Genomic DNA, 18,366 nt, shown 5'->3' with positions numbered 1-18,366 from the left:
CATCTACACAGGTAGATGACCCTATTTGCTAAAATTTGCTTCGGAATTCGGGATATTATACACCCGCGAATAAAGTAAAGGATGCCAACAATAACACGCAGCTTACTGGTATGCTTACCTCAATTAACACCCCCTAAAGGTGATACACCTAGCAGCAATGATTCATCCTCCCTGTTCAACAGTGGTGCGATTGACTCAAAGGACACACTTTATGTCTCTACCACTAATGCACTAGGGCTATCAATCCTAAAAACCAGCCTTTCAATTATTTTGAAACAGCTGAGCGCACACTTGGCAAAGGTATCTCTTTAGGTGATGTTACTGCCGTAATCGACAAGATCACGAAAGGCAATGTCAAGGAAGAGTTCCATATTAAGAAAACGGGAGACGTTCTTGGCGGCACTAAAGGTCATTTGGAACTCTGACGGCAATTTCGTTGCTGATGAGGGTGATAACACCATAGACGGAACCGAGGACGTCATCATCAATATACCTGTTGGTCTGACTAAATACGAAGCTACCACCCCAAAGGCAATCAAGGATAAAAAACAGCGTTATCTACGTGCTAGTCAATAAAGCAGATGGCATCCCTAGGCTGATGGGCGATTCAACAAAAGAGACAGGTGTTGTCAAAGAAAAACTCCAGACCATCAAGTATCTCTATGAACCTGTAAACGCAACGTAATTGTCCATTACGTTGACGAGAAGAGCCATACCATCTCAAAGGACGAGAAGATACTCCTGCTTCTCCAACAGGTACCCCGTATGATACTTCCGATGATCACAAGCCTACGACTATCGAATTTGAGGGCAAGACCTACGTGCTCGTTCCCAATAAGACCCAAGATAACGAGACGAGCAAGGTAGCCAAAGGTACCACCGAGGTTGCCTATATGTACAAAGGGATTATACCTGAAAAGCCGAATACGCCTCAAACTCCTACCAGGCCCAATGTACCAAAGACACTCACTACTCCAGCCAAACACCTCAAGGTAAGCTGCACTACCGCAGACAGGAGAGGACAGCCTCTCAGTAGCCGTAGCTCTTAACGCTGTTGTTGCTGCAGTTTTAAGTGCATGTGTCCTCTTACTCAAAAGAAAGCCTAAGGACAACTAAACTTCCATAGATAGACATGCTCTACAACGTCTTCGATCCTTAAGAGACGCCGCTTTTTTTCTAACAGGCTATGCCATATTAATACCAAGATCTGCTGAGCCACTATCATCGAAGCGCTACCGGCAACGGACGATCCCTTTCACATCTCCGAAAATGAAATTGCTTTTGTATAATCGCTTGAGCGCGACCGTCTAGGAAATTACAACCTCACCAAAACCGATATCAAGAACATAACCAATTAGAAGTTGCCCCAGCAAAATCAGAACTCATAGCAGCAGAACCTGGGTTTGCATCTGAAGGATAGGCAGTAGTACTACTTTACTGAAAGCGTGAATTCTCTACCATCATTTACAATAGACCCATCGCGATTAACGCGGAAATGATACGAAACGCGGTCACCACGCACGATTGACTTAGAGAAGTGCATAGGCTTACCATCAGCGCACCACATGACCTTACGTAATATAAACAGCGGCGCCCCCACCGCGCACTTCAGCAGCTGAGCCTCATCGGATCGCGCAATTGATGTGTCAATCGTAAGGTCTTCGATACCAAATGCCAAATGATAGTGCTTATCTACCAAGGAATAAAAAGAAACATCATCATGCATTAAATCAAGCAAGCCCGGACATATAGTGGGAGAAACATAGAGCTCGTCAATAGCTATCGGAAAATCTTCTTCCCTAATAAGGCGCCGGATAAATTGAACACCCTCCCCTTCGGCTACCTGAAGGCTTGCTGCAATAGAAGCACTTGCAGGAACAAGAGCTCGTTCATACACGTCATGGTGATTACTTTTCCATCCAGCGCCCTCGATAGAGGTAACCTTAATCACGTGCTTAGGAACCATAACAAATGTTCCACGTCCACGGATTTTCTTAAGCACACCATCCTCAACCAGATTCTGCACAGCACGACGAACCGTTATACGGCTTACTCCATACTGATTGCAAAGCTCTGACTCAGTTGGAATATGATCTCCTACTGCATATTCACCCGAGAGGACTTTCTGCCTGATATCGCTTTCAAGTGCAAGGTAGAGAAGACCGCCTGAACTGGTATCAACAATTTCTCCCAATGGGGTCACTGGATCAGTATGCTCTGCTTCTAGTAAGCTCTCATTCATAGATGACGTTCCTTACCGTCACTTTGTCCATTCCTCGTACTGACGCTGCGTTGCAAGAATAGTGTGCGTTTCTGTAACGCAATGAAGCGTTCCTTCTATATAGGATATACCACTTGCCTCAGCATCATATACGAGTGGCTTCCTCACCCGTTCCGTAGACGGATTGCAACGAGGAATGGCAGATATAAGTGCGCGCGTATACGGATGAACAGGATGAGAGAACACTTCATCCGTAAGCCCTGCTTCAACAATATGACCAAGATGCATAACAGCTATCCGCTTTGAGATATAACGCACCATAGAAAGGTCGTGAGCAATAAACAGGTACGCCGCACCTGTCTCATCTTGTATATCTTTCATGAGATTAACTACCTGTGCCTGAATTGAAACATCAAGCGCCGAAATTGCCTCATCTGCAATAAGCAATTTAGGATTCATAATAAGTGCTCGTGCCAAACCAACGCGCTGGCGCTGACCGCCAGAAAACTGGCTCGGATAGCGATTTGCCTGCGAGCTAGAAAGACCAACTCTATCCATTATTGCATAGACGCGCTGTTCACGTTCTTTCTTATTCATATGAGGGAAATGAGCATCAAGTCCGGTAGCTATGGTATCAATGATTTTGCGGTATGGATTAAGTGATGCCATAGGGTCTTGGAATACCATCGACATATTTGACCGAAGACGACCTGTCACATCACAGTTAAGCTTTCCTGAGATATCATCTCCGTCAAAGGTAATTGAACCCGCAGTAATCTCATCAAGCCGAATTACTGCTCTACCTGTTGTTGATTTACCTGACCCTGATTCTCCTACTAAGCCAAATGTCTCACCCGGCATAATGTCAAATGAAATATCATCGACAGCCTTTACCACATTGCCACCAGGAATTTTAAAGTACTGCTTTAAATTGCGTACACTCAGGATGGGTTGCTTTTCGGTCATCTTGACTGTATGAGGCATATCAGCTGTAACTGCTGCTTTACTATCATTCATAGCCGATATCCTCGCTTCCCTTCAGCTGCGCAATGCGCACCCTCAACTGCTCTGGCATCTCGATCTTTGGAGCCCGCCCATCAAGCAACCAAGTTGCCGCCCAGTGATGATTGTTTACATCAAAGCACGGTGGTTCTTTTTCAAAATCAATTTCAAGTGCAAAGGGATTGCGCGGCGCAAATGCATCCCCCACAATTTCGTTGAGCATATTGGGTGGATTACCCTTAATGGTATACAGACGAGCTTCTGTTTTGGACAAGACAGACGGCATGCTTGAAAGCAGACCCCAAGTATAGGGATGGCGTGGGTCAAAAAAGATATCTTCCGAGGTGCCTGCCTCCACAATTTTGCCCGCATACATAACATTGACGTAGTCTGCCACTTTAGCAACAACACCCAGGTTATGCGTAATAAAAATAACTGCAACGTGAGTCTTGCGTTGAATTTCAAGTATAAGTTCAAGAATACGAGCCTGTATGGTTACATCAAGTGCTGTAGTAGGCTCATCACAAATCAAAAGCTCAGGATTGCATGAAAGAGCAATAGCAATAACCACGCGCTGTCGCATACCACCCGAAAGTTGATGAGGATAGCTTTTAAGACGAGCCTCAACATCGGTGATTCCTACAAGATCTAAGAGTTCAACGCAACGCTCGTGCAGTGCTTTACCAACTAGGTGCTGGTGGTAGGTAATGCCTTCTGCAAGCTGTCGCTCAATGGTCATGGTAGGATCAAGCGAAGTAAGCGGATCCTGGAACACCATGGCAATATGGTTACCCTTGAGCTTCGTCATTTCACCGTCTGAAAGAGATATCAAATCAACAATACGCCTTTCGCCCTTCTCGTCCGTATAGATAAACTCAGCGCTTCCACCCTCAATAACCTCGTTATGGGACCGAATACCCATAACTTGTTTGACAGTAACCGATTTACCACTTCCCGATTCTCCGACGATAGCTACGGTCTCGCCACGATACACATCAAGATTTACGCCACGGACCGCATGTACCACACCGTTTGCCGTATTAAAGGAAATCCGCACGTCACGCATCTTGAGTATGCGTTCGCGTGTTGAGCTGTTGTGAGCATCCATGACGAGTACCTATGCCCTTTCTGGGTCAATGGCATCACGGAGGCCATCGCCAAATAGATTGAATCCCAACATAAGAACCGCTAATACTAGAACTGGCGCAACCACCATATGGGGATACACCATGGCAGACTTATAACCATCGTTAATCATGGTTCCTAGCGATGCGATGGGGGCAGGGACGCCAAGGCCTACAAAGGCGAGAAATGCCTCAAGGAATATGGCGTTAGGAATGGAGAACATAAAAGTCACGACAATTTGAGACAACGCATTGGGAAGGATTTCTTTAAAAATAATGGACCACGAGCTTGCCCCTAACGTACGTGCTGCCAAAGCAAACTCCTGATTCTTAAATTTAAGAACCTGCGCACGAACAATGCGGCTCATATCGATCCAACCCGTAATGAACAGGGCAATGACAATATTACTGAGTCCTGGTTTCATCACAACAATCATGAGCGTTACAATGACCAACTGTGGAATAGAGCTCAGAACCTCGGTAAATCGCTGCATTAAGATGTCTATTTTTCCGCCAAAATATCCTGATATGAGACCATATATAACACCAATAAGTACATCGATAATAACGGCGACAAATGCAATGGTTAAGGAAATACGTGTACCTGTCCATACGCGCACCCAAATATCGCGACCAAGGTTGTCAGTACCAAAGAAATGGTACTCATCAGGACAGCCCGCTTTAGTATAGGCATCAACATCTCCCACTGTCCCGTCAAAGATACCGAACGCTTCAATGCCTGGAATCCGCGGCGGAAGATTGGTTTGTCGCGAATTAACATCTGAAAATGTATAAGGGCTAACCATAGGACACACAATAGCCATAACAACAATAACAGCAATAATCACAACACTTATGACTGCGCCCCTATTGGCAAGAAATCGATGCAGTGTCTCACGGACATATGAATAGTTAACGTATTCTCGCTCATCAGCTTCACTATGATCTGAGGAAGCAAGGCTAAAAAGTGTTTCTTCATTGGTTAACTCTTTTGTAGAGGTATTCATTACTAGTCGCTCCCTCCCGCAATACGAATTCTTGGATCAACTACCACATACAAAATGTCAACCAAGAGCATAGACAGAATAAATATCACGCTGTAGATAAAGCTAATAGCCAGCACAACGTTATAATCGTTTGACTGTATGGCCGTAATATATAGACTTCCTAAGCCCGGTATGGAGAAGAGCTTTTCCATAACCAGACTGCCTGACATCAAGCTAACCAACATGGGCACAAATACGGTTAACACGCTGATGAGCGTATTTCGAATAACATGGTGCGTAATAAGCAATCCCCCAGGAAGCCCTTTTGATTTTGCAAGAAGCATGAAATCAGAGTCAAGAATTGAAACTATTTCAGATCTTGTATAGCGCTCGACACTTGCCAAAGGAAACATGGAAAGTGCTATAACCGGTAGCACAGCCGACCTAATTGGATCAGAAGCGCTAAAAAGAATGGGGAACCATCCAAGTTTGAAGCCAACAAAGTAAGACAGTCCCAAGGCAAATACAAAAGATGGTAGACTCACACCTAAGACCGCAATAATAGTTGCGGCGGTATCCCAACCAGAGCGCTGCTTAAGTGCAGCAAGAACACCTAGAAGGAAGCCAGCTATAGCTCCAACTACACCTGCGGCAAAGCCGATACCCAGCGTAGTAACAATACGGGGACCTACCATCCGCGCAATAGGCATATTGGTTTGGATGTTGTAGGACACACCAAAATCGCCATGCAACATATTCCATACATACAGGAAGAAGCGTTCTAGCACGGGCTTATCAAGCCCGTAGTGTGCTCTCAATGCTGCAATTTGATTGGGTGAAAGTTTCTCCTCATTGTTAAACGGTGAGCCCGGCATAAGTGAGAGGAGCATAAAGAGGATAAACAGAATGAGAAATAAGGTAACAACCGCTATGGCAAGTCTTTCGGCTACATAGTGCCCCATTGCACTCGATTGCCCCCTTTGTTTCTTCATCACTGCCTGAGCCATAGCTGACCCCTCCTAAAATCCAATCAAACTAAGAAACTTCGCTACTTCAGCTCTTGGTTACAAATTTGTAGTAGCAAGGAATACCTGTAATATGTGCTGTTATGCCATGCGTAGATGCATTGGTAAGGGCTGCCAGACCTGTCTGGTAAATAGGAATACACACTGCTTTCTCAGTACAAATCTCATTGCAACGCATCAGTTCATCCCAACGGGCGTCTGCGTTACCAGCATCCGTGGTATTTGCAGTGTCATAGGTTGAATCAAACTCGTCATCTGCCCAGTTACTATAGTTTGAGGGATGATCGCTACGATACATAGCAAGAATAGCAGTAGGATCAGAGTAGTCAGGACCCCATGCATGGAAGATAACTTCGTAATCTCTCTTGCCCTCAAGGTCAAGGCGATTCTTCTTAGGTGTTGACTGCAGGTTAATGGTCAGACCTTCAAGAAGCTTCTGTACGGTATCCTGAATGTAGGCACAGGTGGTCTTTGCGAATTCCTTTTCCTCGTCATAGATAATAGTAATCTCGCGCAGATCAGTTTCTTGCTTTGCTTGCTTCCAGGCCTCTTTAGCCTTTTCTTCATCGTAGACATAGAGCTGTGGACTTGCCGTGGCAAAGTCTTTGCCTGCTTCATTGGCAAAAAGACCTACCATACACATTTGGTTAACAGGCGTCGATCCATCTTTCAGGATGCTATCGCAGATGTCATCACGGTTAAGCGCGTAGGCAAGTGCCATACGGAAGTTCTGATTATCCAAGCCTTTCTTTTTGGTGTTAATCATCAAATAGTAGTTAAAGATACCGGGCGTATCCGTAAACGCTGAATCGTTTTCATACTGGGAAACAAGATCACCTGTCAGTTCGACGTAGTCAACATCTCCCTGCTCATACGACATAACTGCCTGCTGGGTATCGGTAATAACCTTAAAGGTAACGCTTGGAATCGCAACATTTTCCGCGTCCCAGTAATCTGGGTTCTTCGTGATAGTAAATTGATTACACGAAGATTCATATTCAGTAAGGGTAAAGGGACCACAGTAGAGCATGTCGTCCTTTGTAAGTGCAAAGTCTGCTCCCTTCTCCTCACGAAATGCCTTCTGAACAGGCGCCCAAGGCGTGAAAGCCAAAATGTCAAACAGGAATGGTACAGGATGCTCAACTTCAATCACGATGGTCTTCTTGTCAGGTGCAGAAATACCAAGTTCGCTTACATCTGCTTTGCCCGCAAGTACTGCAGCATAATTCTTAATAGCTGCCATCTCGATCTGATACTGAAAGTCAGCGGCACCATTATCTGCTACGGCATTACGCTGCCACGCATAAATAAAGTCATCGGCAACAAGGTCATCACCGTTTGACCACTTGAGCCCATCGCGCAAGGTAAAAGTAAAGGTCAGCTGATCATCAGAGACGGTATATTCTTTGCAGAGACCGTTTTGAATCTCAGCGTTCTCATCTTTTACAAACAGTCCCTCACATACATTTGAGATGATGCACATAGAGATGGAGTCACCAGCAACAATGGGATCAAGTGCAACAGCTGCACCCGCTACCGCAATGTTTACGCCTGTGCCTGCTGACGTAGCGCCAGGAGCACTACCCGATCCGGCATCACTTTTTGATGAAGAACCACATGCTGCAAGTGAAGCAGCCATAAACGCAAGGCCTGTTGCACCAGCACCTTTCAGAAATTCTTTACGAGAAATAGTTGGAATACCAAACTTAAAGTTCATGCTGTCCTCCCGTTAACTTCGCCTTGTGTTTTGTCTCTTATAGATTTATGATGCATTGCTTTACTGTGCGCCCGCTTAAATCATGCTGCCTGAATGACCAAATGCCCCCCTGATGGTGCAGGTTTTTGCCGAGCATTCAGACGCAAATACCATTGCCGCCTGTATGTCATAGGTATCAAAGTATCTGACAAGAAATGCAGCAGCATAGGAATCGCCTGCACCCAATGTATCAATTGCATTCACTGACGTAATGCCTTGCTCATACATGTTGGTACCGTCAGAGCAAATGCTTCCACGTACTCCCATGGTCATCACCACCAGTGGGCAACCGCAGCCGTGTGCAGCAGAAATCAACATACGGACTTCGGACTCATCAAGTCCTTCTCCTGAGAAAAAAGCTAAATCGATGTGGGGACATACCCGCTGCAAACGTCTTTCACTTCTATCCGTTGAAAAATCATACGAAAGCTTAACGGCCTGATGAAGCGAGAAAAGATCACTATCAACATCAGCTTCGTTGGTGGTATGACATACATCGAATGTAGAAAGCAAATCAAAGTCACGTGGCGAAAATGACAACTTAACCAGATGCGGATAACAATCGCGCTCTGTTATGGGGCTATGAAGGAAGCTGCGTTCACCATTGACGATACGAATACCTGGTCGTGGAGTATCTGCATACACGACACGGCAGCGGTCGGTCCCAACATCTAAGGTATCAAGTAACTGCTGAAGATATGAAGCATAGGCATCATCCCCAAAGATTCCAAGATAGGAGCTCTTCTCGGCGCCGTCTGCTTTTGCATCTACAGCAACATTAATTGCCTGGCCACCTGGGAAAAAGATGTGCTCATCATAATAACAATCTGCCGTATTGTCGCCGAGAGAAATGAGTCGCATAGAGTCTCTCCTATCTCAAAAACATCGCGAAAAACTATGGGATGATTAGTACTCCATTTGCCACATATAGCGACGGACAGAAAGCGCATGGCCACGATCATGCGCAAGTGCATCAACCATGACACGTACAACAGCGCCTAAAACCTCAGTAGCGAGGAGTTCTTCGACATCCGATGAGAAAGTGCCCAGCATTGAGAAATCAAAGTCCTTCTCATCAATTGCAAGTACATGATCTGAATACTTCTGCACAAAGGCATACGCACGCTCATCAAGATGGCGTGTGGCACCATTAGAGAGCGCAATGACGAACGGCACATCGTAGTCGGTAACCTCAAATGGCCCGTGGAAGTACTCACCGGTATGAATACACCCGGAGTGGAGCCACTGCATTTCCATAAAGAAACAGGCCGATAGCGAATACATCTCACCATACGGAGCGCCAGAGCCCATGGTATAAATAATCTTTGCACGCTTGTTGGCATTAGCCCATGCTAACAACTTGTCGCGATAGAGATTTGAAGCGGTTTCCTTAACAGCTGCCAGACCATCGATAGCCTTATCTCCTGCTTGCCATTGCGCAGCATGTTCAGAATCAAGAAGCGCGAGCAGCCTAAACCAGAGACACAGCATAACCGATCCGCCCTTATCGCAATCCTCTGCTCCCTCTCCGTGGTCATAGTGGATGGGATGGGTACTTGCTTTCCAGAGCGGGGAATCTACTACATTGGAGAACGCAATAGAAATAGCACCGGCATCACTTGCTTTCTGGGCAGCTGTTACCGTTTCGGGCGTAGCGCCAGAATGTGAGCAGGTGATAACAACAGAAGAAGAGTTAAAGCCTTTCGGGGTACCGTAATTAAACTCATTCGACGTATAAATAGATGCGGGAATAGAAAGCGTACGATCAAAGATGTACTGAGCAGGCATCATGCTTGCTTGCGATCCTCCGCAAGCAACAAAGAAAATATGTTGCACCCCTCCGTTTTGCAGCTTTTCGCGAACTGCTTCGACAGCTGAGACAACTTGCGCGATATGTTCTTCCTTCATAACATCCTCCTAACTCAATACCAATACGCTGACATCAAACAGATTTTCTATTATGACGTCATATAATGTATATAATGCGATATAATCTATTGTCAAGTAAAAACCCGCCAACGAAACAACTAAGAGCCTATTCGAAACAAAAGAGCAATCCAGTAGGTAATTGCACGTGGCGTAGGTACTGGAACTGCTAAGGTAAACGGAGCTCTTTGATAAGGCTTCTTGCGGCAGATAAGGCCTGTGATGGCTTGATGCAGCCTGCTAACATCCATCAGCTTGGTACCGAGAAGGATGACTGGAAGGGTCTACCAAGTCAGTAGCCACTACAAAGTATACGAACCTGAATAAGGCCGCCTACCATGCAGATAGACGGCCTATTTTGCCAATATGTGTCTCGGAACGCGTAATATTTATTTCAAAAGGTAACTCGTCAACTAACAAACTAGCTCAAACGAGTGCCTGCAGGAACGTCAAAGTCAGGAATTGCCAGCGCGGGTGGACGTAGACCATCGTCGTAACCCAAGTCCAACAAAAGCCCTTCCGACATCTCGCCTGCCATTTTGTGCGGCGCCATATTCACGACAAAGAGACACTTTTTGCCTACAACACTTTGAGGATCACGATTCTCATCTTTAAAACCAGAAAGAATCTGGCGCGTAAAATCACCAAAATCTGCTGTAATTTTTACAAGCTTTTTGGACTTAGCAACATCCTCAACCGAGGTAATGAGGCCAACACGGATATCAAGCTTGTCAAAATCGTCATAGCTAATTTCTGGTTTAACAGGCTCACTCATATAAAGTTCCTTTCCATCCGGTGACCAGTCTAACTGCTAACTCAACTAAAACTCAGCATTACCTACTGTGCGAGGATGAGGTAACACATCACGAATATTATCGACACCTGTGAGATACATCACCAGGCGCTCAAAGCCCAAACCATAACCCGCATGGTGACAACCACCGTAACGCCGCAGATCAAGGTAATACTTATACTGATCGGGATTCATACCCAGCTCCTTGATGCGAGATTCAAGAATATCAAGGCGCTCCTCACGCTGAGAGCCACCGATAATCTCGCCAATACCTGGCACCAAACAATCCGCTGCAGCAACCGTCTTGCCATCGTCATTCAGGCGCATATAAAAGGCTTTAATCTCGCGCGGGTAATCAGTCACAAACGTCGGTCGCTTAAAATACTTCTCGGTCAAATAGCGCTCGTGTTCGGTCTGCAGGTCAATACCCCACTCAACAGGATATTCAAACTTAGTACCCTCAGAGACAGCCTTCGTCAAAATCTCCACTGCCTCGGTATAGCTTACGCGTGCAAAGTCAGAGCTTGCCACATGCTCCAGGCGCTCGCGTAGACCCTTATCAATGAACTTATTAAACATCTCAATCTCATCAGGGCAATGGTCAAGTACATAGCGAATAACATACTTGAGCATATCCTCAGAATTTTGCATCTCATCAGTAAGATCCGCAAAAGCCATCTCGGGCTCAACCATCCAAAACTCTGCTGCATGACGACGAGTGTTGGAATTCTCTGCACGGAAAGTCGGACCAAAAGTGTAGATGTCACCAAAAGACAGGGCAAAGTTCTCGCCCTGAATCTGACCAGACACGGTAAGATTTACCGATTTGCCAAAGAAGTCCTGACTCCAATCAACGCTGCCATCCTCTAGACGCGGCGGGTTAGCTACGTCAAGTGTTGTCACGCGGAACATCTCGCCAGCACCCTCGGCATCACTTGCAGTAATGATGGGCGTATGCACATAAACAAAGCCACGCTCCTGGAAAAAGCGGTGAATTGCATAGGCCGTCACGCTGCGCACGCGAAAAATCGCACGAAATAAATTGGTACGACTGCGCAGATGCTGCTGGGTACGCAGAAATTCCTTGGGCTGACGCTGCTTTTGCAAAGGATAATCATCAGCACAGGCACCTTCAACAATAATCTCACTTGCCTGCAGCTCAAAAGGCTGAGGACGGTCGGGAGTCAGCTCAAACTTACCGCGAACAATAAGTGCTGTACCGGTGCCACAAGCGGAAATTTCGTCATAGTTGACAAGACCATCACGCTGCATAACCACCTGCAGGTCCTTAAAGCAGCTGCCATCATTAAGCACGACAAAGCCAAAATTTTTCATATCGCGAACGGAACGAACCCAACCGGCAACGGTAATATCACGTCCACCAAACTCATCTTTATCAGCAAATAGCTGTGCGATCTTAGTACGATTCACGTTTTCCTCCCTGGCATGCGGCGCAAATATCCGCGCTAAGCATTAACTTTCCTAGCGTATCGCAAATAGCCTCCTTATGACAGCTCGGAGTCCAAGTTAGTCTGCACTATCTGCTAACTCGCGTTATCCTGCAGATAAACGACACGGAAAGAGGTGCGTATGGCAAGCTTTACGGTCAAGGACTTCTCACTTTCTGCCATCGCAAAAAGTGGACAGGTGTTCACTTGGCATGCGGTTCAAAAAGCAGATGCCACAAGCTACCTCATTGCATCGGGCCAACAGCTATGTTTGGCGCAGCAGACAGGTAATACGCTGTCACTAAGCCAGTCTGACGGCAGCGAACTTTCTGCGGAGGAATTGAACTATTGGCGACACTACCTCGCACTCGATGATAACTATGTACTTATGCAAGCAGAACTTATCGCCTCGGGCCTTCTCAAACAAGAAGTGCTCAAGACACAGCAAGGCATACGTGTGCTTTATCAGAACTGGTGGGATGTCGCTGTGAGCTTTGTCATCAGTCAAAACTCCTCTATCACGCGCATTCAGCATACTATGGACTTGCTGATGAAGCAGGGCAATCCCGTTGGCTGCGTTCCAACAGCTTCTCGTCTTTTAGAAATTCTGGGCGATGAAACACTTTGTGCGAGGCTCAAGCTTGGTTATCGAAAACCCTACCTACAGTCTCTGGCAACGCAGGTTGTAAGGGGCTGGCGGCCATTATCTCTTACTCGCCCCTATGCAGCCCTTTCTGCACAGATGGCCGAACTTCAAACTCTTCAAGGCATCGGTCCCAAAGTTGCAAGCTGCATCTGCCTCTATGGCCTAGGCTATCTAGAAGCAGTGCCCCGCGATACCTGGATAAAGAAAGCCGAACGAGACTATGGTTTTGTGTGGCATGAGCGTCTTGGCGGCGTGCAGCAGCAGTTTGTTTTTGCTTGGATGCGCGAGCGAGCAAAACGTTAAAAGCCTAGCAAAACAGGTCTACCATCAGGAAGCAATGTCCCAGTAGACAAACTGATGGTAGAACGATTGGTAGTTCTGCAAAATCAGGTCCTAGCTACTACGTTAATGCAAGCTATGCACCCTGCACTTGGCAGCTACGCATAGTGACAAGTGCAGCCTCATGCGCTGCTGGCGTTACCCCAGCACAACAGCTTGGATCAACCGATACCGTTACCTCAGGCAATGCCGCCTTGGCAAGCAAAGCATTGGAGACAACGCAAATATCTGTGCACAAACCAATAAACTCGACTTCAATGTGCGTACCAGAAAGCACAAGTTCACGGGCATCTTCTTCTACCAGCGCCTGAGCCAAAGCCATAGAACCAAAGCTTGGCTTGTCAAAAATACGTGCTTCAGAACTCAACGCCGCAGCCACCTGCGGGCAAATTTGCCAGCCTTTGCTGTCCTTGATGCAATGCTCCACTGGCAAATGAGAGCCTTCCTGGGTCTGAAGATAGTCAACAGAATGCGTATCCCTTGTTGCCCACACGCAATCAGCGGGATACGTAGCAATCTTCTTGACTACTGCAGGAACAATCGCCTGAGCCTCCGGTGTTCCCAAAGCCCCATCAACAAAGTCATTTTGCATGTCTACCACAACAAGGATTTTTTTCATCGCTCCCCCAGCCACGACGTCTACGACAAAAAGATGCACGGACCCAAAAGCCCGCGCATATAGTGTTCCATAAATAACTAGGTGCGACAACCATATATCTATCGCCTTCTAATCCGTAGATATCGCGGGCATTACTGCGCATGAGATTCAAAACGCTAAAATATGGCGCGAACGCTTTTGGCGGAGTACCTGAACATAAAAAGGAGTTCAAATGAAATACTTCGGCACCGATGGTTTCCGCGGCAAGGCAAACGAAGGTCTCACGGTTGAGCATGCATTCAAGATTGGCCGCTATATTGGCTGGTATTACGGCCTACGCACGGGTCGCAAAGCGCGCATCGTGGTGGGCAAGGACACCCGACGCTCCAGTTACATGTTTGAGTATGCCATTGCATCTGGTTTGGTGGCGAGCGGTGCTGACGGCTACCTACTGCATGTCACTCCTACCCCTTCCGTGAGCTATGTTGTTATTGATGGCGGTTTTGACTGCGGCATCATGATTACTGCTAGTCACAACCCCTACCAGGACAATGGCATCAAACTTGTCAATCGTGATGGCTTCAAGATGGAGCCCGAGATCCTCGAAAAAGTTGAGGAATACATCGATGGTAAGGTCGAGGTTCCTTTGGCTACAGGTGATGCTATCGGCCGCACTATCGACCATGAAGCAGGCCGTGAACGCTATCTCAACCATTTGATCGCTACCGCAAACTTCCGTCTTGATGGCATGAAAATTGGACTAGACTGCGCAAATGGTGCAAGCTGGACTGTTGCCGAGCGCGTCTTTACCAACCTCGGAGCCGAGGTGCATGTCATCAATGACACGCCAAACGGCTTTAACATCAATGTCAATTGTGGCTCCACGCATATCTCTACCCTGCAAGATCATGTCCGTGGCAACCTGCTGGATTGCGGCTTTGCTTTTGATGGCGATGCCGATCGCTGCATTGCAGTAGACGAGCGAGGCGAAGTTGTAGACGGCGACCTAACGCTGTTCCTCTGCGGTAAATACCTAGATGAACTAGGTAAACTCCCTGATCACATGGTTGTTGCTACCGTAATGAGCAATCTGGGCTTCTTCAAGGCTTGTGAGACCAACGGTCTCAAGACGGCCCAGACTGCAGTCGGTGACAAATACGTCCATGCTTGCATGCGTGAGAATGGCTACAAACTGGGTGGCGAACAATCTGGTCATGTAATTTTCTCTGACTATGAGGTTACGGGCGACGGCATCATGACTGCTCTGCGCATCCTTGAGGTTATGGTCAAAAAGAACAAGTCCCTCTCCGAACTCACCGCTCCTGTAACGATTTTCCCGCAAGCACTGGTCAATGTACCTGTCTCTGACAAAGAACATGCACTTAATCACGATAGTGTTAAGACTGCAATTGCCGCAGTAGAGGCAAAACTTAACGGTAACGGTCGCTTGCTCGTGCGTCCCTCAGGTACCGAGCAGCTTGTCCGCGTCATGGCTGAGGCCCCCACTCAACGGGAGTGCGAAGAGGCAGTTGCTCCTGTAGCCGAGGCGCTAAAGACTCTAGATTAGCCCTATAGATAGGTAGCAGCATCTAAGCAGAAACATGCGTCTGGGCGTATACCTTGCCCGCGCCTTCAACTATCCCAACCTCAGGTTGGGATAGTTTATTTGATAAACCTTCTAGCTGCATATTTACACAAAACTTGCAGGTATAGTGTATGCTGACCCAACCTGAGATTGGGTCCGGTAGAAGCAGAGTGTGCGAGAAGAGTGCACGTCCGCACTATCAACTCGCCTTGTAGCAGCGCATTGTGTGGCAGAAGCCACGTTTCATTTCACACCAGATGTCAAACGCCACGTTCTGCTTCATACCGAGTGCCAAAAGCCACAGATCGTTTCAACTGTCGCAGTCCTGCTTGCCAAACGCCACACTCTGTTTCATGCCGAGTACCAAAAGCCACGTTCTACTTCACTTTTTTAGCCAAAAGCCACGTACCTCTTCACGCGAGAAAAATCTACCTGCGCAAACGTCAGGCTCTTTGAAATAGAACGTGGCTTTTGACATTTTTTCTGAAACAGAACGTGGCGTTTGGCAAGCAAAACCATGTTGTTTGAAAGAATGCGTGGCGTTTGACAAGTAGAGCAATGCTGATTGAAACAGTTTATTGCTTTTGACAAGTAGCGTTATAAATGCGGGTAAAGAAACTCCGTTGCAAGCTCAACTTGCAACGGAGTAGAAAGAACAGCTCAGGACATAAGAGGCGTCTAGCTCAAGCGCAATGCACGAGTTGCATTAAGCACACAAAGAATCATAACGCCTACATCTCCAAAGACTGCGAGCCACATAGGAGCTAAGCCCACCGCAGCCAACGCCAGAATCGCTAGTTTAATAGCCAGGGCAAAGAAAATATTTTGACGAGCGATACGCATAGTGCCACGAGCAATACGAATGGCAACAGCAATCTGCGAAGGTCTATCGTCCATCAGTACGACATCCGCTGCCTCGATAGCAGCATCTGATCCAAGTGCGCCCATCGCGATACCCACGTCCGCACGCGCCAAGACCGGAGCATCATTGATACCATCACCAACAAAGGCAAGCTTCCCGCCAGCCTTTTCAGCAGCAAGCAGGCGCTCGACTTGTTTGACCTTATCACCAGGAAGAAGTTCTGCATGATATTCATCAACACCAACTTTGCCAGCAACTTCAGCTGCAGTCTGTTGGCGGTCTCCGGTGAGCATAATCGTTTTTGTAACTCCGGCTTCCCTCATTGCCAGAATTGACTCGGCGGCATCAGTTTTGATCTCGTCAGCAATAACAACATGACCAGCATAAACACCATCAATTGCAACATGGATAACCGTACCCGCAGCACCTGCATGCTCACAGCGATGAAAACGCGCACCTTCTGTTTCCATAAGTCGTTCGTTACCTACAGCGACTCGTCTGCCATCAACAGTTGCAACAACACCTTGACCAGCGATTTCGCTAGCAGTACTTACTTTACAATCATCGTCTGTTTCCGGATAAGCCTGACGCAAAGCAAGTGCAATGGGATGGGTCGAAAAACTCTCAACATGGGCCGCAAGATGCAACAGACGACGCTCATCTTCATCGCAAGCATCAAGACCAGCATAGCCACGACCATTGCTGTATTCCCCCGCCTCAACGCAGGCAATATCATGCACTGCAGTTACTTTGAAGGCGCCACGTGTCAATGTACCTGTTTTGTCAAAAGCAACAGTATCAACTGCTGCAAGAGCCTCAAGATAATTGCCGCCCTTAATCAAAATACCCTGGCGCGAAGCTCCGCCCAAGCCACCAAAGAAAGATAAGGGTACTGACACCATCAAAGCGCAGGGGCAACTCACAACCAAGAAAGTCAAAGCGCGTAGCGCCCATGTGGGAAAAGTGACAACAAAGTTACCAGATACCAATGGCGGCAAGATAGCAAGCGCCAACGCAGCAAATACTACAAGAGGAGTGTAGTAATGCGCAAAACGTGTGATAAAACGCTCAGAGTGAGACTTGCGTTCGCGGGCGCCCTCAACCAAATCCAAAATACGACTTGCTGTGGATTCGCCGGCGCTGCTTGTCACGCGTACGCACAAGGTACCCGATTGGTTGACGCAGCCTGAAATTGCTTCATCGCCTACACCAATAGCTCGCGGAAGACTCTCACCAGTAAGAGCAACGGTATCTAAACTTGAATTACCCTCAACAACAATGCCGTCCAAAGGCACGCGCTCACCAGGGCGAATAATAATAAGCTCACCTAGCGCTACCTCTGCAGGAGCCACGGTCACCACTTCTCCTGCACGTTCGACATTGGCAGCATCAGGGCGAATGTCCATAAGCTCTTCAATGGAATCGCGGCTCTTATCCACTGCAGAATCTTGGATGAGTTCTCCTACCTGATAAAAAAGCATGACAAAGACGGCCTCAGCAAATTCAGGCGCACCGCCAGGCAAAAAACCAATTGCAAACGCACCCGACGTTGAGACAGCCATCAATAAACTCTCGTCAAAAGGATCATGATCGCGAATGCCTTGCCAAGCCGCTGCCAACACATCGTAGCCCGCAACTACATATGGCACGGCAAACATCGCAAGGCGAACCCACATTGAGGGCACAAACGTACGCTCGACAATCACACAAATTAGCAAGAGGATGGAAGAAGCAATGATACGGCTAAGCTTAGCCTTGGGATTTTCCTCATCTTCATTGCGAGGATGGCTAAAATCACCACAGCAGCATCCATGGCTATGATCTCTTTTGCTATGGCAGCAATCATGAGTATGACTACTATCGCCTGAGCAGCTATGCACATGGTCGTGATCATGTCCTTCATGGCAGTGGCAATCATGGCTGTGTTCGTGCTTTTCCTCGTGGCAATGGCACTGCTTTTCTTCCTTGCAGTCACAACTTTGTTGCTTTTTTATCTCACTCATCTTGTCCTCCTAGACAATGTATGAGCATATATTCATACTTTCTGCTAAAGCA

General features: G+C 47.1%; 16 protein-coding genes and 1 pseudogene. 5 read left to right on the top strand and 12 right to left on the bottom strand.

The window, feature by feature from the left end; genetic code table 11:
• Window positions 1-393 precede the first annotated feature (393 nt).
• The 3 genes and pseudogenes from ACO5JD_RS04885 to ACO5JD_RS04875 all read left to right on the top strand — a co-directional run.
• A complete protein-coding gene (locus ACO5JD_RS04885; protein WP_156894182.1) occupies window positions 394-576 on the top strand; it encodes a hypothetical protein in 183 nt (60 codons plus the stop codon).
• On the top strand, window positions 563-685 hold the full coding sequence (locus ACO5JD_RS04880) for a hypothetical protein (RefSeq protein WP_021626522.1): 123 nt from the start codon (window positions 563-565) through the stop codon (window positions 683-685). The genes ACO5JD_RS04885 and ACO5JD_RS04880 overlap by 14 nt, the downstream gene beginning before the upstream one ends.
• A gap of 329 nt (window positions 686-1,014) precedes the next feature.
• Window positions 1,015-1,116 (top strand): annotated as a pseudogene (locus ACO5JD_RS04875) (hypothetical protein); the annotation flags it as partial.
• A 313-nt stretch (window positions 1,117-1,429) separates the two neighbouring features.
• Here ACO5JD_RS04875 and ACO5JD_RS04870 read toward each other — a convergent pair.
• The 10 genes from ACO5JD_RS04870 to asnS all read right to left on the bottom strand — a co-directional run bounded on the left by ACO5JD_RS04870 (window position 1,430) and on the right by asnS (window position 12,264).
• Complete coding sequence (locus ACO5JD_RS04870) at window positions 1,430-2,242, bottom strand: GntR family transcriptional regulator (protein WP_021626524.1); 813 nt, start codon at window positions 2,240-2,242, stop codon at window positions 1,430-1,432.
• Window positions 2,243-2,260: 18 nt separating this feature from the next.
• The gene (locus tag ACO5JD_RS04865) at window positions 2,261-3,238 is read right to left on the bottom strand and encodes an ABC transporter ATP-binding protein (RefSeq protein ID WP_484988072.1); all 978 of its coding nucleotides are present in this window, start codon (window positions 3,236-3,238) and stop codon (window positions 2,261-2,263) included.
• Complete coding sequence (locus ACO5JD_RS04860) at window positions 3,231-4,331, bottom strand: ABC transporter ATP-binding protein (RefSeq protein WP_021626526.1); 1,101 nt, start codon at window positions 4,329-4,331, stop codon at window positions 3,231-3,233. The genes ACO5JD_RS04865 and ACO5JD_RS04860 overlap by 8 nt, the downstream gene beginning before the upstream one ends.
• A gap of 9 nt (window positions 4,332-4,340) precedes the next feature.
• Window positions 4,341-5,354, bottom strand: a complete 1,014-nt coding sequence (locus tag ACO5JD_RS04855; RefSeq protein WP_484988070.1) for an ABC transporter permease — start codon at window positions 5,352-5,354, stop codon at window positions 4,341-4,343.
• 2 nt (window positions 5,355-5,356) lie between these two features.
• Window positions 5,357-6,340, bottom strand: coding sequence for an ABC transporter permease (locus tag ACO5JD_RS04850; protein WP_484988068.1), 984 nt, complete (start codon window positions 6,338-6,340; stop codon window positions 5,357-5,359).
• A 46-nt stretch (window positions 6,341-6,386) separates the two neighbouring features.
• Window positions 6,387-8,075, bottom strand: a complete 1,689-nt coding sequence (locus ACO5JD_RS04845) for an ABC transporter substrate-binding protein (RefSeq protein ID WP_484988066.1) — start codon at window positions 8,073-8,075, stop codon at window positions 6,387-6,389.
• Between the two features lie 75 nt (window positions 8,076-8,150).
• Window positions 8,151-8,975 (bottom strand): PfkB family carbohydrate kinase, encoded by an 825-nt coding sequence (locus ACO5JD_RS04840; RefSeq protein ID WP_484988064.1) that lies wholly within the window; start codon window positions 8,973-8,975, stop codon window positions 8,151-8,153.
• Window positions 8,976-9,020: 45 nt separating this feature from the next.
• Entirely contained in the window at window positions 9,021-10,022 is a 1,002-nt protein-coding gene (locus tag ACO5JD_RS04835) for an SIS domain-containing protein (RefSeq protein ID WP_484988062.1), read from the bottom strand.
• A gap of 439 nt (window positions 10,023-10,461) precedes the next feature.
• Window positions 10,462-10,815, bottom strand: a complete 354-nt coding sequence (locus ACO5JD_RS04830; RefSeq protein ID WP_021626532.1) for a methionine--tRNA ligase subunit beta — start codon at window positions 10,813-10,815, stop codon at window positions 10,462-10,464.
• Between the two features lie 45 nt (window positions 10,816-10,860).
• Complete coding sequence (gene asnS, locus ACO5JD_RS04825) at window positions 10,861-12,264, bottom strand: asparagine--tRNA ligase (protein WP_021626533.1); 1,404 nt, start codon at window positions 12,262-12,264, stop codon at window positions 10,861-10,863.
• A 159-nt stretch (window positions 12,265-12,423) separates the two neighbouring features.
• Between asnS and ACO5JD_RS04820 the strand changes: the two genes are divergently transcribed.
• Complete coding sequence (locus tag ACO5JD_RS04820) at window positions 12,424-13,230, top strand: DNA glycosylase (RefSeq protein WP_484988060.1); 807 nt, start codon at window positions 12,424-12,426, stop codon at window positions 13,228-13,230.
• Between the two features lie 112 nt (window positions 13,231-13,342).
• Here the strand turns inward: ACO5JD_RS04820 and ACO5JD_RS04815 are convergent, their stop codons facing one another.
• Window positions 13,343-13,885 carry a cysteine hydrolase family protein gene (locus tag ACO5JD_RS04815; protein ID WP_484988058.1) on the bottom strand — a complete coding sequence of 181 codons (543 nt, stop codon included), beginning with the start codon at window positions 13,883-13,885 and terminating at the stop codon, window positions 13,343-13,345.
• Between the two features lie 211 nt (window positions 13,886-14,096).
• Between ACO5JD_RS04815 and glmM the strand changes: the two genes are divergently transcribed.
• Window positions 14,097-15,431: a phosphoglucosamine mutase gene (gene glmM, locus ACO5JD_RS04810; protein WP_484988056.1), complete on the top strand. Its 1,335-nt coding sequence runs from the start codon at window positions 14,097-14,099 to the stop codon at window positions 15,429-15,431.
• A gap of 696 nt (window positions 15,432-16,127) precedes the next feature.
• Here the strand turns inward: glmM and ACO5JD_RS04805 are convergent.
• Window positions 16,128-18,314, bottom strand: coding sequence for a heavy metal translocating P-type ATPase (locus tag ACO5JD_RS04805; RefSeq protein ID WP_484988054.1), 2,187 nt, complete (start codon window positions 18,312-18,314; stop codon window positions 16,128-16,130).
• Window positions 18,315-18,366: the final 52 nt, after the last annotated feature.

It is taken from the genome of Olegusella sp., from assembly GCF_057238325.1.
Note: the sequence above shows the minus strand (reverse complement) of the source record. Positions and strands in the feature narration are given on the sequence as shown.

What these genes read in the sequence shown, in the direction of transcription:
- ACO5JD_RS04870 (WP_021626524.1), bottom strand. Translation starts at nt 2,242, where the DNA reads ATGAATGAGAGCTTACTAGAAGCAGAGCATACTGATCCAGTGACCCCA.
- ACO5JD_RS04865 (WP_484988072.1), bottom strand. Translation starts at nt 3,238, where the DNA reads ATGAATGATAGTAAAGCAGCAGTTACAGCTGATATGCCTCATACAGTC.
- ACO5JD_RS04860 (WP_021626526.1), bottom strand. Translation starts at nt 4,331, where the DNA reads ATGGATGCTCACAACAGCTCAACACGCGAACGCATACTCAAGATGCGT.
- ACO5JD_RS04855 (WP_484988070.1), bottom strand. Translation starts at nt 5,354, where the DNA reads ATGAATACCTCTACAAAAGAGTTAACCAATGAAGAAACACTTTTTAGC.
- ACO5JD_RS04850 (WP_484988068.1), bottom strand. Translation starts at nt 6,340, where the DNA reads ATGGCTCAGGCAGTGATGAAGAAACAAAGGGGGCAATCGAGTGCAATG.
- ACO5JD_RS04845 (WP_484988066.1), bottom strand. Translation starts at nt 8,075, where the DNA reads ATGAACTTTAAGTTTGGTATTCCAACTATTTCTCGTAAAGAATTTCTG.
- ACO5JD_RS04840 (WP_484988064.1), bottom strand. Translation starts at nt 8,975, where the DNA reads ATGCGACTCATTTCTCTCGGCGACAATACGGCAGATTGTTATTATGAT.
- ACO5JD_RS04835 (WP_484988062.1), bottom strand. Translation starts at nt 10,022, where the DNA reads ATGAAGGAAGAACATATCGCGCAAGTTGTCTCAGCTGTCGAAGCAGTT.
- ACO5JD_RS04830 (WP_021626532.1), bottom strand. Translation starts at nt 10,815, where the DNA reads ATGAGTGAGCCTGTTAAACCAGAAATTAGCTATGACGATTTTGACAAG.
- ACO5JD_RS04820 (WP_484988060.1), top strand. Translation starts at nt 12,424, where the DNA reads ATGGCAAGCTTTACGGTCAAGGACTTCTCACTTTCTGCCATCGCAAAA.
- ACO5JD_RS04815 (WP_484988058.1), bottom strand. Translation starts at nt 13,885, where the DNA reads ATGAAAAAAATCCTTGTTGTGGTAGACATGCAAAATGACTTTGTTGAT.
- glmM (WP_484988056.1), top strand. Translation starts at nt 14,097, where the DNA reads ATGAAATACTTCGGCACCGATGGTTTCCGCGGCAAGGCAAACGAAGGT.
- ACO5JD_RS04805 (WP_484988054.1), bottom strand. Translation starts at nt 18,314, where the DNA reads ATGAGTGAGATAAAAAAGCAACAAAGTTGTGACTGCAAGGAAGAAAAG.